We start from the raw sequence: 15,745 nt of genomic DNA, 5'->3' as shown, positions 1-15,745 counted from the left end.
TATAGTTTTAAGTATTTAAAAAGGTAAGCATTATGACAACAGTACAAGAAAAAGCGTTAGCAATCAGTAAACAAATGCACGGTAAATTTGAAACCCACTCGAAAGTCCCTGTTAATTCAATGGCAGATCTTAGTGTTGCTTATACACCAGGCGTTGCAGCAGTCTGCACCGAAATTGCTAAAAATCCCGATTCAGTTTATGAATATACTAGTAAACGTAATTTAGTTGCGGTTATCACTGATGGTTCAGCTGTTTTAGGGTTAGGAAATATTGGGCCAGAAGCAGCAATTCCAGTAATGGAAGGCAAGGCAATTTTATTTAAACAATTTGCAGATGTTGATGCAATACCTTTATCAATTAATACTCAAGATCCAGATGAGTTAGTTAAACATATAGCAGCATTAGCGCCCTCATTTGGCGGTATCAATCTGGAAGATATTAGTGCACCAAGGTGTTTTGAAATTGAAAAACGATTACAAGAATTATTAGATATTCCTGTATTCCATGATGATCAACATGGTACAGCAATCGTTGTATTAGCAGCGCTTTATAATGCACTTAAAGTTGCAGGTAAGTCGATCGAATCGGCCAAGGTGGTGATTAACGGTGGCGGAGCAGCTGGTTTAGCAATTGCCGATATGTTATTAGCCGCTGGAGTAACCGATCTTAAAATTGTTGATAAGATTGGTATTTTATCCGAAGATGATCTTTCTTTACCACCTCACCATTTAGCCATGGCGAAGAGAACCAATAAGAACAAACAAAAAGGTACATTACAAGATGCGGTTAAAGGTGCTGATGTGTTTATTGGTGTTTCAGCCCCAGGAGTATTAAAAGCAGATTGGGTTAAAACGATGGCAGAAAAATCAATTATTTTTGCTATGGCAAATCCAACACCAGAAATATTCCCAGACGAAGCTAAAGCAGCTGGTGCTTATATTGTCGGTACTGGGCGTAGTGATTATCCGAATCAAATTAATAATGTTTTAGCATTCCCTGGCATATTTAGAGGCGCTTTAGATGCTAGAGCAAAAAATATTACATTAGCCATGCAGCTTGCAGCAGCAAAAGGATTAGCCAATATCATTACACCTGACAAACTATCAATTGATTGTATATTGCCAAATGCATTTGAACCTAATGTAGCCAAGGTGGTTGCTGAAAGTGTAAAAAATGCAGCAAATAATCTTTAATAGTCGATTAAATTAGCTATAAACCTACTAATACGAAATTTATTAGTAGGTTTTCCTGCCTAATAAGTTATGATAGTAAGTGATCGCTTTTTATACAGTAAATGAGAATGAGATATTTATTTAATAAATTACCACTCAACGTTAAGTTAATAAGCCTGATTTGCTTAGTGTTTATACTTTCAGTTATTGCACAAAATATTTATATTGTTCATGTAGTGAATAACGAATATCTTATCAACTCTCGCCAACGAGTTGAGAATATCGCAAATATTATCTCTACATCACAAAGTATCATTGACGAAATACAAAATCCTACACCACAAAATATTGCTTCCATTCAAAAAACAACAGAACAATCCAGAGTATTAACACAAACTGATTTTATTGTGATATTTAATATGCAAGGCGTTCGATATTCACATCCCGATGAAAATAAAATAGGTCAAACTATAGTCGGTGGAGATGAACAGCGCGCATTAAATGGTGAGTCCTATACTTCAATTGCGAAAGGCACATTGGGGGATTCTGTTCGGGCATTTAAGCCAATTATGAATGATAAAGATCAACAAATTGGTGTAGTTTTAGTTGGTCAGACCTTGCAAAAAATTAATCATTTAGCATCAAGAACAAGTCAGCCGATTTGGCTATCCTTGTTTGCTTCATTATCGATAGCTATTCTTTTGGCCTATTTGTTATCTCGCAATATAAAGAAAATTTTATACGGCCTTGAACCAGTTGAAATGGCGCAGCTATTTGCTGAGCGAAATGCTATTATCCGAACGGTAAAAGAAGGCATTGTGGTTATCAATCGAGATGGATTAATTACACAGATCAATGATGAAGCAATTAGAATTTTGCGCATAAAAAAAGATAAAGAAAATATTATAAGCTTACCTATTGGTGACTTTATTCCAAATACTCGACTGCACGAAGTGATGATGAGTGGAAAAGCTGAATATGATTGTGAACAAAATATTAATGGCGTGGTGATACTAACCAATCGAACTCCATTATTTGTTAATGATATTTTAGTTGGAGCTATTGCTTCATTTAGAGATATGACAGAAGTACGTAGATTGGCAGAAAATTTAACAGGAGTTAATCGTTATGCCGATGCTTTACGTTCACAATCTCATGAGTTTAATAATAAATTACATGTTATTTATGGGTTAGCCTTTAATGACAATAAATCTGAATTAATTGATTATCTTGAAGAAATTATTGGCAATCAACAAGCGGAATCTAAACTTGTTAGTCAATATATTAAAGATCCAATTATTGCAGGATTTTTAAATAGTAAATTTAGCCGAGCACGTGAGCTAAATGTGACATTAACGTTTAATATTGATGGTATTTTGGCACCAATAACAGATACATCTGTGACACATGGTTTAGTTACAATACTTGGTAATTTAATTGATAATGGACTTGATGCAGTACAATTTTTGGATGATAAGCAGATAAAGGTGAGTTTAGTTATTGATAATTCTAATTTTCAGATTGAAATCAATGATAATGGTGAAGGTATTTCTGAAAATGATATTCAATATATTTTTCAAAAAGGCTATTCGACAAAGGGCGATAATCGTGGTTTTGGGCTTTATTTAGTGTTAGCTAGTATTGATGAGTTAGATGGGCAAATACAATTATGTGATTCTGATAATAAAAAAGGGACTTGCTTTAAGGTATTATTACCATTAGAAGAGATTTATAGGAAAAAATAATCATATGGTAGAAGTTTTAATTGTTGAAGATGATCCGATGGTAGCAGAGCTCAATAAAAAATATTTGCAAATGCTTCCTGGTTTTAATTTAGTGGCAACTGTTACTAATGGAGAACAAGCGCTACATTTTATCCATGATAATCATATTGATCTATTGTTGCTTGACGTTTTTATGCCAAAACTAAATGGTCTTGATCTGTTAAAATATATTCGAATTAGTTACCCTAAAATAGATATTATTATGGTAACCGCCGCATGTAATACCAATGATATCCAAACCGCATTACGTTTAGGAGTCATTGATTATATTGTTAAACCCTTCACTTTTGAGAGATTTCGTACGGCTTTGATTTCATATCAAGAACGGATTCGCCTATTATCATCTTCCGAAATACTAAACCAGAATCAATTAGATGATCGAATTTTCACTAAAAACTTTAATACTACAAATAGATTACCAAAGGGAATCGACTCACAAACTTTACAATCTGTTCGAGATGTTATTGTTAACTATCAACAAGATTTCTCTATGAGTGATATTATCGAATTGATTCCTTTATCTAGGATATCGGTTAAGAAATATCTTGATTATTTAGAAGAGTTAGGAGAAATAGAAAGCCATTTGACCTATTTACCAATTGGCCGTCCAGTAAGACGTTATATTTATCAAAAATAGTTTATTTAGTTTGTTATTAATTGTGCTGTAAATGATTACTAAGTTGACTAAAACTATTCATCCATTGTAATTTCATCTAATGATAAGCTGAAACTTGGGACAAATACATCTAAAAAATAATCCATTTCTGGAGTATTACGATCTGATAATGTTTTTTTCAATCGTTGTTCTGCTAACCTAAACTCATTATTACCCGCACTAAGCTCTTCAATTGTTTTAAGATATGCACACAAAGCATCTGCTTGTTTTACAATGCTTTTTTCATCTTCATCATAATAATCGTCATCAATTAGTGTTTTAAAGTCATCTTGTAACTCTTTTGGCAACATATTAATGAGTTTATTTTGAGCTATTTTTTCAATCTTTTTGTATTCAGATGTGATCTGTGGGTTGTAATATTTAGTCGGTGTCGGTAAATCACCTGTTAATACTTCTGATGCATCATGATACATAGCCAGTAATGCTATGCGTTCAGGGTTAACATTACCATTAAATCGTTTGTTTTTAATTATCGCTAAAGCATGTGCAACAAAAGCAACTTGAAGGCTATGTTCTGATACATTTTCAGTTCTCACGTTACGCATTAAAGGCCAACGATTAATTAGTTTTAAACGCGATAAATGAGCAAAAAAATGGCTGTTATTCATTATGATTATCTCATTGATTCTAAAATAAAAAACGCCTCCAAATCGGAAGCGTTAGTAAATTTATAATACGATTTTAATGACTTATGCTAAAACAAGCTGTCTTGTACCTAAAGCAACAGGAACATTTTGTTCTTCATCAAAGGTGACATATTCCCAAGCATCTTGTTTAGCTAATAACGCTTGCAATAGTTGGTTATTTAAAGCGTGACCTGATTTATAACACACTACTTCACCAATCATATTGTGGCCACTCATGTATAAGTCACCAATGGTATCTAGCATTTTATGACGTACAAATTCATCTTCAAAACGAAGACCATCTTCATTAAGAACTTTATAATCGTCAACAACAATTGCACAATCTAAGCTACCGCCTAAACATAATCCTTTAGATTGTAATGCTTCAATATCTCGCATAAATCCAAACGTTCTTGCACGACTGATTTGACGAATAAAAGACTCTGAAGAAAAATCCAATTGGTAACGTTGTGAACTGTTATCAATAGCTGGATGACGAAAATCAATAGTGAAATCTAATCGAAAACCACTATATGGTCTTACTTCTGCCCATTTATCACCATTTTCGACACGAACAGTTTCTTTAACTCGTATGAATTTTTTCAGCGCATTTTGCTCAGTAATTCCAGCATCTAATAATAAGTAAACGAATGGGCTTGCACTTCCGTCCATAATTGGAATTTCGGGCGCATTTACTTCAATAATAATATTATCTATACCGAGCCCAGCTAATGCAGAATTGATATGTTCAACAGTTGAAATACGAACATTATCTTCATTAACCAAACAGGTACAAAGCATTGTATCACGCACAGATTTTGCATCCACAGGAAAATCAACATACGGATTTAAATCTGTACGGCGATAAATAACACCTGTGTTCTCTGGCGCAGGACGTAAAGTCAAAGTAACTTTTTTGCCAGTATGTAAACCGACACCAGTTGCTTGAATTGTCTTTTTTAAGGTTCTTTGTTTCACTTCGCACCTACTCTTTTTATTCGCTTCCATTATTCATTAGACAATAAGAAATCAAATAAGTTCAATACTAATTAGCCTGCTTACGGATAAAAGCAGGAATATCTAAAATTTTATGTTCTTCCATTGGAGAAACCGCTGGTTCATTAACAACTTTAGGCATTGGTTCCTCTTGTTGCTGTGGCAAATGATTTGTTTGGCCAAATAATGAACCATGTGATGTAACTGGTTTATTAATTTTAACTTCTGGACGTTTATCCATACCAATACCAGTTGCAACCACTGTAACACGAATTTCATCAGACATGTCTGGATCAAATGTAGTACCAACAACCACAGTTGCATTGTCAGAAGCAAAAGCTCTAACAGTACTACCAACAGTTTCAAATTCTTCTAAACCAAGATCAAGACCTGCTGTAACATTAACTAACACGCCACGCGCACCCGATAAATCAATATCTTCAAGTAACGGGCTTGAAATAGCCATTTCAGCAGCTTCTTCGGCACGGTTATCACCACTCGCACGACCAGAACCCATCATAGCGTAACCCATTTCGGACATTACCGTTCTAACGTCGGCAAAGTCAACGTTGATATGACCTGGTTTGGTAATTAATTCAGCAATACCTTGTACTGCACCTTTTAAAACACCATTAGCAGCAGCAAAAGCGTCTAATAGCTTAACGCCTCGACCTAATACTTTTAATAATTTATCATTTGGAATTGTGATAAGAGAGTCAACGTGTTTAGCTAACTCAGCAATACCTTGCTCAGCAAAAGCCATACGTTTTTTACCTTCAAATCCAAAAGGCTTTGTAACAACAGCTACAGTTAAAATACCGAGTTCTTTAGCAATTTCTGCAACAACTGGAGCTGCACCTGTTCCTGTTCCGCCACCCATTCCGGCTGCGATGAATACCATGTCGGCACCCTCAATCGCACTACGAATAACATCACGATCTTCTTCTGCTGAATTCCTTCCCACTTCTGGATTAGCTCCAGCACCAAGTCCTTTGGTCACATTATTACCGATTTGGATAGTTTGACCAACTTTAATTCTTTTCAATGCTTGTGCATCAGTATTTGCTGCAAAAAACTCAACGCCTTCAATATGTTCAGCAATCATATGCTCAACAGCATTACCGCCGCCGCCACCTACACCAATAACTTTAATGACTGCTGCTGGCTCATCATCCGCAACCATAGGCTCAAACATAACTTATCTCCAAATTTACGATCTAACAACATTGTACAGATAACCAGCTACAATGTCTACGAAGTTATTAAATATATTAGCTAAAATTCTTTTTTAAACCAACCGGTCAATCTTTTAGCTATCCCTTTCAATGATGATTTATTGCTATCTTTAGTATCATCATTTAATAAACTTTGTTTTCCATAGTGCAATAAGCCTACGGTTGTAGAACAATAAGGCTTTTGCACATAATCAGTTAATCCTGAAATATTCAAAGGTTGTCCAATACGAACTTGATTTTGAAAAACTTTTTCAGCACATTCAACCATGCCTTTAATTTGAGATGCTCCACCAGTTAAAACAATCCCTGCTGCCAACTGATATTTCACATTTTGTTTCTTAAGTTCATCTTGTAACACTAGTAATTCTTTTTGGACTAAAGATAAAAGTTCTGAATAGCGTGGTTCTATTACATCTGCTAATGTTTGTCTTTGTAATGAGCGTGATGGTCGTCCTCCAACACTCGGCACATCAATAACTTCATCTTTACCAACTAATGAACCGACAGCACAACCATAACGAATTTTGATATTTTCAGCATCCATTGGTGGTGCACCAAATGCATAAGCGATATCACTAGTAACAACATTGCCAGCATAAGGAATAACTACCGAATGACGTAATGCACCACCTGTATAAACAGTAACATCCATTGTTCCGCCACCGATATCAATAACACATACACCTAATTCTTTTTCATCATCAGTCAAGACTGCATAACTAGAAGCCAACCCAGAGAAAATAAGTTGATCAACTTTTAAACCACAACGTTCAACAGCCTTAACAATATTTCTTGCCATATCATTATGACAGGTGACCAAATGAACTTTCGCTTTCATTCTTACACCAGATAATCCGATAGGATTTTTAATGCCTTCTTGTAAATCAATTGAATACTCTTGAGCAATAACGTGCAAAATACGATGTTCATCTAATATTCGAACGGACTTAGCTGTATGAACTACGTTTTCGACATCTTCTGCCGTAACCTCTTCATCAGCAATTGGCACCATACCTATTTCATTTTGACAACGAATGTGTTTACCCGATAGGCTTAAATAAACAGAAGATATTTGGCAATCAGCCATTAATTCAGCTTGGTCAACTGCTCGTTGGATTGATTTAACAACTGATTCAAGGTCATTTACACCACCTTTATCAACGCCTTTCGATGGACAATGTCCAACACCAATAATATTGACCACACCATCAGGAAGCACTTCACCGACAAGGGCAAGTACTTTGGATGTGCCAACTTCAAGTCCAACAACCAATTTTTTCTCTGTTGCTTTCATACTTAAGCCTTTATTTATTCCTTATTGCGATATTTTTTCTCGTTGTACTGCGATGCCGTTTTCATAACGCAAATCAGCAGCCGTTATTTTTTCATCAGCTGGCATTCGAGACTGAATTTCAGGAAATAATTTAATAAATTGTTGATAGCGTTGTTCTATTTTTTCACTACCAACTATCAATTTTATATCCTGACTTTCAGAACATAAATCAGCTGTACATTGTTTAATCAGCAATTGCCAAGCATTACGTTCATCAGCTATAGCTGCTTTAATTTCTGATGCAAACTTGTTATTAGCTAACTTTCTAGAAATTTCTTCTAGCTTAAAATACGTTTCTAATATTGTTTTTGCTTTACCTTCAGGGCCATATATCCTAGGTAATTGCAATTCACCCAAACGATCTAATGGCACACTAAATACATTGCCAGCATTATCAAGTAGATATAAATCATTCCAGTAAAATGCAGGTTTGTATTCTTCAATATAAACAATCAACCTATCCGGCCATTGCTTACGGATACTAGCTTGTTTAACCCAAGGGTATCGCATTATTTCTTGTTGAATATCGTCAACATCCTGTCCTATATAGGTATTTGGCAATCCTAAACCTAATATTGCTTGTCGAAGATCATCTTCAGTTGTGTAAGTATACTCTCCACTTAAAGTCAATTGTGATAAAACCATCTGATCTGGATCTTCCATCCAGTTCTTAACACAATTGATAGCCCAGGCACTAATACAAATAATTATAATAAAGAACAAAAAACCTATCATTTGTTCTGAATTACGAAAAACAAGCAACCTTCTTCTATTTTGATGTTCTCGTTTGTGCGCTGCTTGTCGGACTTTTTTCATAAAAATAAAGCCAATTATATGGTTGCTAATTGTAAAATACGTTTAACCAATTCACTAAATGACCATCCGTATTCTTTTGCTGCCATTGGTACTAAACTATGGTCTGTCATGCCTGGAGCAGTGTTTACTTCAAGTAAATATGGTTTTTCATTATTATCAAACATAATGTCCACTCTACCCCAACCTCGGCAACCAACGGCTTTATAAGCATCTAAAGCTAATTTACGAATCTCTTGTTCTTTTTCATCAGATAATCCGCTTGGACAGAAATATTGGGTTTTATCTGACAAATACTTTGCATCATAATCATAAAAATTGGTAGCAGGCTTAATGTAAATTGCTGGTAAAACCTCATCACCAACTATCGCAACGGTAAACTCAGGGCCTGATAAAAACGATTCAACCATTACGGTATTATCATATTTGAATGCAACATCAATAGCAGCTTTTAATTCTTCTGCCTTATCAACTCTTGTCATACCAACACTTGAGCCTTCATGGCTTGGTTTAACAAATAATGGTAATCCAAGATTTTTAACAATATTTTCAATGTCAATTAATTGCGATTTTTCAACCATAACGTAATCAGCAACAGGTAAACCAAGTGATTTCCAAACTAGTTTTGTTTTTAACTTATCCATGGTTAAAGCTGATGATAAAACATCACTTCCGGTATAAGGAATGTTTTGATAAGTTAAAATAGCTTGGGTAATACCATCTTCGCCACCTCGACCATGTAAAATAATAAAAGCTTTAGTAAACCCTTCTTGCTTCAAATTTGTTATACAATGATCTTTAGTATCGATAAGATGAGCATCAATACCATTTTCTTGTAACCCTGAAAATACTGCTTTACCTGATTTTAGTGATACTTCTCGTTCAGCAGAGGTCCCACCATACAACACAGCAACTTTATCAACCATTATTATAAAACCTCTTTTGAAAATAGTTGGCTACTGGCTAATTGACGGGCAACTCGGCCAACGCTTCCAGCACCTTGAGTTAATAACAAATCCCCACCTTGTAATAATTCTTTCATTATTTCAGGTAGAAGATCTAAATCAGAAACGTAAATTGGATCAACTTTTCCACGATTACGAATTGAACGGCAAAGTGATCGACTATCTGCACCGGCAATAGGCTGTTCACCAGCAGAATATACATCTAACATAACTAACGCATCAACTTGAGAAAGAACCTGCGCAAAATCATCAAATAAATCACGAGTACGCGTAAATCTATGTGGTTGAAATAACATCACCAATCTACGGTCAGGCCAACCATTTCGAGCTGCCTGAATTGTGGCATTAACTTCGCTTGGATGATGCCCATAATCATCAACCATCATAATATCTTTTCCATTTCCATCTGGAAAAATACCTAGTAGATCGAATCGACGGCTAGTTCCAGCAAATTTTGCTAAGGCTTGTATAATTGAATTATCATCAATACCATCTTCAGTCGCAGCGATAATTGCTGCTGCTGAGTTTAAGGCATTATGTTTGCCAGGTGCATTTAATTCAATTTCTAAATCGTTATGATCTGGGCGACATACTGTGTAGTAACTAACGCCTCTTTCCTGACGATAATTTTTAATAACAACATCGGCTTCTTCACTAAAACCATAAGTGATAATTTTACGACCAACAATCGGTAACAATTCACGATTAATAGGATCGTCATAACACATAACAGCTAATCCATAAAAAGGAAGATTACGTAAAAAGGAAATAAAGGTTTGTTTAAGATTCTCAACACTTCCTTGATAAGTATCCATATGATCAGGTTCAATATTAGTTACTATAGATACCATAGGCTGTAAGTGTAAAAATGAAGCATCACTTTCATCGGCTTCTGCAATAAAATATCGACTACTACCTAATCTAGCATGGGTTCCTGCTGCTTTAACCAAACCACCATTTACAAAAGTTGGATCGAGTTTAGCTTCTGCATAAATAGCCGTTACCATTGCTGTGGTAGTCGTTTTACCATGGGTTCCTGCAATAGCTATACCATATCGAAAACGCATTAATTCGGCTAACATTTCAGCTCGTTGAATCACAGGAATACGAGCTTCTCTAGCTGCAACGACTTCTATATTATCTTGAGAAATCGCTGATGAGATAACAACAACACTTGCACTAAGAACATTTTCAGCAGCATGTCCGATAACAATCTTTGCGCCTAATGTTTCTAAATGTTGTGTTACTGCATTTTCAGCAATATCAGAACCGCTAATTTGATAGCCTTCATTAGCAAGAACTTCAGCAATCCCTCCCATTCCGGCACCGCCAATACCCACAAAATGGATATGTTTGACACGTTTCATTTCTGGAATGATTGCTCTTAATTCAGCTAATTCCTTAGTATTCACTATTAAACCCCTGGTTAATTATTTATTAAGTAAAGTCATTTTTTGATCTCAAACAGAACTTAACAAAACTGTTACTTAAAATTATAAATAAAATTCGTTATTTTACCACTGAAATCAGTGTTTCTGCCACTCTTTCTGTCGAATTTATAATGGATAAACTTTTCGCTTTTACAGCCATTTCAACTAATTCTTGTCGACTTAGGTTTGAAAGTAATTGAAATAATGAATCAACATTAAAATCAGGCTGTTCAATAATCTTAGCAGCATCAATATCAGCTAAAGATTTTGCATTCCAAAATTGCTGGCGATCTTTATGCATAAAAGGAACAAAAATAGCACCAATACCAACAACTTCTATTTCACTCACAGTTAATGCACCGCTTCGACAAATAACTATATCAGCCCAGCTATAGGCTTCTTTAACATCACTAATAAATTCTGTTACTTGGTTAATGTTACAGTTCTGATAAGATTTAATTACATCATCTAACATTCCTTTGCCCGTTTGATGCCAAACAATAAATTTATCAGACAATTTTGAAATTGCTTGAGGAACAACAGTATTGATTACTTTGGCGCCTTGACTACCACCCATAACCAAGACTCTAATAGGGCCTTGTCTATTTTTGAGTCTTTCACTGGGTTCTTCAATTGTTAATAAGTCACTACGAACTGGATTACCAACCACTTCAGCATTTTTAAATGCTGTTGGAAAAGCTTGTAAAACTTTAGTTGCAATTTTAGCCAAATATTTGTTTGTTAATCCCGCAATGCCATTTTGTTCATGTAGTACCACTGGAATACCTAAACTTTTGGCAGCTATTCCACCAGGCCCTGAAACATACCCACCCATACCTAAAACAACATCAGGACGATACGCTTTTAAAATTTTCCTAGCTTGTAAAACAGCTTTCAATATTTTATAAGGCGCTTTTAATAATGCTAGTTTACCTTTGCCACGTAGGCCAGATATTTGAATAAAGTCTATTTCAATTCCATTTTCAGGCACTAACTGTGCCTCCATACGATCAGCTGTACCTAACCATCTTACTTGCCAACCTTGTTTCATTAAATGATGAGCAACAGCAATACCAGGGAATACATGCCCACCAGTACCACCAGCCATGACTAATAACTTTTTCATTATTTAATTGACCTTATTCTTGCTTGAGCTTGTTGTTGTCTAAACTCAAAATCTATTCTTAGTAATATTGCAACTGCAATACTCATTACAATAAGGCTTGAGCCTCCATAACTAATAAATGGCAAAGTTAAACCTTTTGTAGGTAACATACCGGATGTTACACCAACATTAACAAAAGTTTGAAAACCAAACCAAATGCCAATTTCACAAGCTAAATAGCCTGAAAATTGAGATCCTTCGTTTAACGCCCGATATCCTATAGCTAATGCTTTAAATGTTAGAAAGAAAAGTAATAACAACAAAGCTACGACACCGATATATCCATACTCTTCTGAAATAATTGAAAAAATAAAATCAGTATGACATTCAGGTAGATAGCGTAATTTAAAAATAGAATTACCAATTCCTTGTCCAGTTATACCACCATTACCAATAGCCATTAATGAAGCAACAAGCTGATAACCGGCTCCAGTGGCATCTTGCCATGGATCAAGGAATGTCATTAAACGTGTCAAACGGTAAGATTCATATAAAATAAGGCAAGCAACTGCACCAACCCCAGTTAGTAAAATGGCAATAAATTGCCATAATTGAGCACCAGCAATAAATAAAATGCCGATTGTGACCATGAATAATACAATCACCGTACCTAAGTCAGGCTGTTTTAGTAATAAAATTGATAAAACAGCCATCACCACCATAGGTTTAAAAAAGCCCCAAAATCCGTTTTGAACTTCATCTGATTTACGAGCTAGATAACCTGCTAAAAATAGAAATAATGATAATTTAGAAAGCTCAGCTGGTTGAAAATTAAAAACACCTAACGGAATCCAACGCGACGCACCATTAATTGAAGAACCAATCCCCAAAACAACTATCAGCATAATAATTGAAATAATTAATAAAACTGATCCAAATTGTTGCCAACGTTGCATAGGAATATATAAAGCTATACACATTAAAAATAGCGACATTCCAATTTGGATTAACTCGCGTTGGGTATAAAAGAAAGGAGCACTTTCACTAAATGCCATTGATGAGGATGTCACCATAATTAAACCAAATATCATTAAACCAATCACTGTCCAAAGCAACTGGTTATCGAAAGGAATATTTGGATTTACTTGTTTTCTTATCCAAAAGAATGTCATTTTTCACCCCTTTGAGTATACTGCTTAGCAAGTTGTGCAAAAAGATTTCCGCGCTCAATGTAATTTTTAAACTGATCTAAACTTGCACAAGCAGGCGAAAGCAACACCACGTCTTTTGGTGCTACTTTTTTAGCTATACATTCAATAGTTTCAGCCATCGTTTCTGTAATCGTTGATATATTAGGCGCTAAATTAGCAAGTAAATTTCGATCTCGTCCAAAACAGAAAATTTCAATATTTCTATCTTTTAAATAAGGAATCAAAGGTGAAAAGTCTGCTGATTTGCCATCTCCACCTAGCAATAAAAACAATTTTCCATTACATATAACACTATTTAAAGCAGCTTCTGTGCTACCTACATTTGTTGCTTTAGAGTCATTAATCCATTTTACCCCATTGCTCTCAAATACTAACTCAAAGCGATGAGGTAACCCCTGAAAATTAGCAATAGTTTTCAAACTTGAATCACGATCAATGTTTAAACTATCGGCAATAGCTAATGCTGCTAATGCATTCAAATAATTATGACATCCAATTAATTTCATTGCGTTAGTCGCTAGGACTGGCTTTTGTTGTGCAATCAAGTATTCATAATTATCATCTAAATGATAATCCCCAGCCTTTATTCCAAATGAAACACAGTGGTGATGATTATTCTTTGGTTTAGTTAATTTATCATCATGATTAATTACACAACATTTTGCATTGTGATAAATGCGTTGTTTAGCTTCAGCATACTGCATTAAACCAAGAGGATAACGATCCATATGGTCTTCGGAAATATTCAATATTGTTGCCACAGAAGCTTGTAAGCTTGATGTCGTTTCTAACTGAAAACTCGAAAGTTCTAACACATAAATATCACAATCTTGTTTTAATAGTGAAAGAGCAGGTTCACCGATATTGCCACCAACGCCAACTTTTAATCCAGCCTCTTTGACAATATCCCCAACCAATGTAGTAACGGTTGTTTTACCATTTGCCCCTGTAATAGCAATAATTTTTTTATTTCTATCTTGATTAACTTCACGGCAAAAAAGCTCGATATCACCAACAATCTCAATACCTTTTTCAGCGGCTTTTTGTAATTCAGGTGTAGATAATGCAATACCAGGACTGGCAATAATCAGATCTGCTTCAAATAGCCAGTCTATATTTAGATTTCCTAAATGATAAATAACACGATCATCTAATTGCTCTAATCCTGAGGGAGATAAACGTGTATCAATCACTTTCGGTATAACATTCTGAGCAAGAAAATAGTCAACACACGAAAGTCCTGTTATCCCTAATCCGATAATAACAACTTTTTTACCTTGATAGTCAACCATGATGCAATCCTACTCTATTTTATTTAACGTAATTTCAAGGTTAATAAACCAATTACGACTAACATCAATGAAATAATCCAAAACCGAACAATTACTCTTGGTTCTGGCCAACCTTTTAATTCATAATGATGGTGAATTGGTGCCATTTTGAAAATTCGTTTACCTCTTAATTTGAACGAACCTACTTGTAAAATTACGGATAAAGTCTCTATAACAAAAATTCCACCCATTACTAATAATAAAAATTCTTGTCTCAGTAGTACTGAGATAATCCCAAACACACCACCTAAAGCTAACGAGCCTACATCACCCATAAAAACCATCGCTGGATAGGTGTTAAACCATAGAAAGCCAAGACCTGCACCAATGATTGCAGTACAAACAATCATTAGTTCGCCACTAAATTTGATATATGGAATATGTAAATATGCAGCAAAGTTAACATTACCTGTCGCCCAAGCAACAAGAGCAAAACCAGCAGCTACAAACACAGTTGGCATAATTGCTAGGCCATCTAAACCGTCAGTAAGATTTACTGCATTACCTGCACCAACAATAACCACATAAGTCAGTAAAATGAACCATAACCCTAATTGCGGCATAACATCTTTGAAAAAAGGAACAACTAATACTGTTACGGAACTATCTTTCCCATATGCATAAAGACCAAAAGCCACAATTAATGCAATAACTGACTGCCAAAAATATTTCCACCTAGCAATTAAACCCGCAGTATTTTTACGGATAACTTTTAAATAATCATCAGCGAAACCAACAAGACCATAACCAAGTAAAACAAATAAGGTTACCCAAACATAAGGATTTCGTAGATCTGCCCATAGAAAAACAGAAAACGAAATAGAAGCTAAAATAAGCGTTCCACCCATTGTTGGTGTTCCCTTCTTACTTAAATGAGATTCAGGACCATCGTGGCGAATAACTTGACCAATTTGTAATTTTTGAAGCCAATCAATTACTTTTTGCCCCATAATTAACGAAATTGCCAATGATGTTAATAACGCAAGAATAGCCCTTACCGTTAGATAAGAAATAACATTAAAAAAAGTAAAATATTTAACTAAATATTCTGATATCCACACCAACATA

Annotated in this window: 14 protein-coding genes; 3 read left to right on the top strand and 11 right to left on the bottom strand. The window is 35.0% G+C overall.

Annotated elements, in window-relative coordinates; translation table 11 throughout:
• Positions 1-32: 32 nt before the first annotated feature.
• The 3 genes from J3U27_RS00840 to J3U27_RS00830 all read left to right on the top strand — a co-directional run bounded on the left by J3U27_RS00840 (position 33) and on the right by J3U27_RS00830 (position 3,593).
• The gene (locus tag J3U27_RS00840) at positions 33-1,193 is read left to right on the top strand and encodes an NAD(P)-dependent malic enzyme (RefSeq protein ID WP_065562314.1); all 1,161 of its coding nucleotides are present in this window, start codon (positions 33-35) and stop codon (positions 1,191-1,193) included.
• Positions 1,194-1,300: 107 nt separating this feature from the next.
• The gene (gene dcuS / locus J3U27_RS00835) at positions 1,301-2,917 is read left to right on the top strand and encodes a DcuS/MalK family sensor histidine kinase (RefSeq protein WP_267376577.1); all 1,617 of its coding nucleotides are present in this window, start codon (positions 1,301-1,303) and stop codon (positions 2,915-2,917) included.
• Positions 2,918-2,921: 4 nt separating this feature from the next.
• On the top strand, positions 2,922-3,593 hold the full coding sequence (locus J3U27_RS00830; protein ID WP_267376574.1) for a response regulator: 672 nt from the start codon (positions 2,922-2,924) through the stop codon (positions 3,591-3,593).
• Positions 3,594-3,646: 53 nt separating this feature from the next.
• Here J3U27_RS00830 and yfbR read toward each other — a convergent pair whose 3' ends face one another.
• From yfbR to mraY, 11 genes are all read right to left on the bottom strand, one after another.
• Complete coding sequence (gene yfbR / locus J3U27_RS00825; RefSeq protein ID WP_065562317.1) at positions 3,647-4,240, bottom strand: 5'-deoxynucleotidase; 594 nt, start codon at positions 4,238-4,240, stop codon at positions 3,647-3,649.
• A gap of 81 nt (positions 4,241-4,321) precedes the next feature.
• Entirely contained in the window at positions 4,322-5,266 is a 945-nt protein-coding gene (gene lpxC, locus J3U27_RS00820) for a UDP-3-O-acyl-N-acetylglucosamine deacetylase (RefSeq protein ID WP_065734818.1), read from the bottom strand.
• A gap of 37 nt (positions 5,267-5,303) precedes the next feature.
• Positions 5,304-6,437 carry a cell division protein FtsZ gene (gene ftsZ, locus J3U27_RS00815; RefSeq protein ID WP_370632624.1) on the bottom strand — a complete coding sequence of 378 codons (1,134 nt, stop codon included), beginning with the start codon at positions 6,435-6,437 and terminating at the stop codon, positions 5,304-5,306.
• Positions 6,438-6,529: 92 nt separating this feature from the next.
• The gene (gene ftsA, locus J3U27_RS00810; RefSeq protein WP_065734817.1) at positions 6,530-7,783 is read right to left on the bottom strand and encodes a cell division protein FtsA; all 1,254 of its coding nucleotides are present in this window, start codon (positions 7,781-7,783) and stop codon (positions 6,530-6,532) included.
• Positions 7,784-7,804: 21 nt separating this feature from the next.
• Positions 7,805-8,638, bottom strand: a complete 834-nt coding sequence (locus tag J3U27_RS00805) for an FtsQ-type POTRA domain-containing protein (protein WP_081299464.1) — start codon at positions 8,636-8,638, stop codon at positions 7,805-7,807.
• A gap of 14 nt (positions 8,639-8,652) precedes the next feature.
• Entirely contained in the window at positions 8,653-9,561 is a 909-nt protein-coding gene (locus J3U27_RS00800; RefSeq protein WP_065734816.1) for a D-alanine--D-alanine ligase, read from the bottom strand.
• 2 nt (positions 9,562-9,563) lie between these two features.
• Complete coding sequence (murC, locus tag J3U27_RS00795; protein WP_065562322.1) at positions 9,564-11,012, bottom strand: UDP-N-acetylmuramate--L-alanine ligase; 1,449 nt, start codon at positions 11,010-11,012, stop codon at positions 9,564-9,566.
• Between the two features lie 97 nt (positions 11,013-11,109).
• Positions 11,110-12,156, bottom strand: a complete 1,047-nt coding sequence (gene murG, locus J3U27_RS00790) for an undecaprenyldiphospho-muramoylpentapeptide beta-N-acetylglucosaminyltransferase (RefSeq protein ID WP_065734815.1) — start codon at positions 12,154-12,156, stop codon at positions 11,110-11,112.
• The gene (gene ftsW / locus J3U27_RS00785) at positions 12,156-13,307 is read right to left on the bottom strand and encodes a cell division protein FtsW (protein WP_065562324.1); all 1,152 of its coding nucleotides are present in this window, start codon (positions 13,305-13,307) and stop codon (positions 12,156-12,158) included. Before ftsW ends, murG begins: the two co-directional genes overlap by 1 nt.
• The gene (gene murD / locus J3U27_RS00780) at positions 13,304-14,638 is read right to left on the bottom strand and encodes a UDP-N-acetylmuramoyl-L-alanine--D-glutamate ligase (protein WP_267376566.1); all 1,335 of its coding nucleotides are present in this window, start codon (positions 14,636-14,638) and stop codon (positions 13,304-13,306) included. The genes ftsW and murD overlap by 4 nt, the downstream gene beginning before the upstream one ends.
• Before the next feature lie 23 nt (positions 14,639-14,661).
• Positions 14,662-15,744 carry a phospho-N-acetylmuramoyl-pentapeptide-transferase gene (gene mraY, locus J3U27_RS00775; RefSeq protein WP_065734813.1) on the bottom strand — a complete coding sequence of 361 codons (1,083 nt, stop codon included), beginning with the start codon at positions 15,742-15,744 and terminating at the stop codon, positions 14,662-14,664.
• Position 15,745 lies beyond the last annotated feature (1 nt).

The organism is Gilliamella sp. B2911 (assembly GCF_026536965.1).
GTDB lineage: Bacteria > Pseudomonadota > Gammaproteobacteria > Enterobacterales > Orbaceae > Gilliamella > Gilliamella apicola_E.
The sequence above is the reverse complement of the archived record's forward strand: the minus strand, read 5'-3'. Positions and strand labels throughout refer to the sequence as shown.

Coding starts and splice junctions, on each gene's coding strand:
- mraY (WP_065734813.1), bottom strand. CDS start 15,744: ATGTTGGTGTGGATATCAGAATATTTAGTTAAATATTTTACTTTTTTT.
- murG (WP_065734815.1), bottom strand. CDS start 12,156: ATGAAAAAGTTATTAGTCATGGCTGGTGGTACTGGTGGGCATGTATTC.
- J3U27_RS00830 (WP_267376574.1), top strand. CDS start 2,922: ATGGTAGAAGTTTTAATTGTTGAAGATGATCCGATGGTAGCAGAGCTC.
- yfbR (WP_065562317.1), bottom strand. CDS start 4,240: ATGAATAACAGCCATTTTTTTGCTCATTTATCGCGTTTAAAACTAATT.
- lpxC (WP_065734818.1), bottom strand. CDS start 5,266: ATGGAAGCGAATAAAAAGAGTAGGTGCGAAGTGAAACAAAGAACCTTA.
- ftsW (WP_065562324.1), bottom strand. CDS start 13,307: ATGACATTCTTTTGGATAAGAAAACAAGTAAATCCAAATATTCCTTTC.
- J3U27_RS00800 (WP_065734816.1), bottom strand. CDS start 9,561: ATGGTTGATAAAGTTGCTGTGTTGTATGGTGGGACCTCTGCTGAACGA.
- J3U27_RS00805 (WP_081299464.1), bottom strand. CDS start 8,638: ATGAAAAAAGTCCGACAAGCAGCGCACAAACGAGAACATCAAAATAGA.
- murD (WP_267376566.1), bottom strand. CDS start 14,638: ATGGTTGACTATCAAGGTAAAAAAGTTGTTATTATCGGATTAGGGATA.
- ftsZ (WP_370632624.1), bottom strand. CDS start 6,437: ATGGTTGCGGATGATGAGCCAGCAGCAGTCATTAAAGTTATTGGTGTA.
- ftsA (WP_065734817.1), bottom strand. CDS start 7,783: ATGAAAGCAACAGAGAAAAAATTGGTTGTTGGACTTGAAGTTGGCACA.
- J3U27_RS00840 (WP_065562314.1), top strand. CDS start 33: ATGACAACAGTACAAGAAAAAGCGTTAGCAATCAGTAAACAAATGCAC.
- dcuS (WP_267376577.1), top strand. CDS start 1,301: ATGAGATATTTATTTAATAAATTACCACTCAACGTTAAGTTAATAAGC.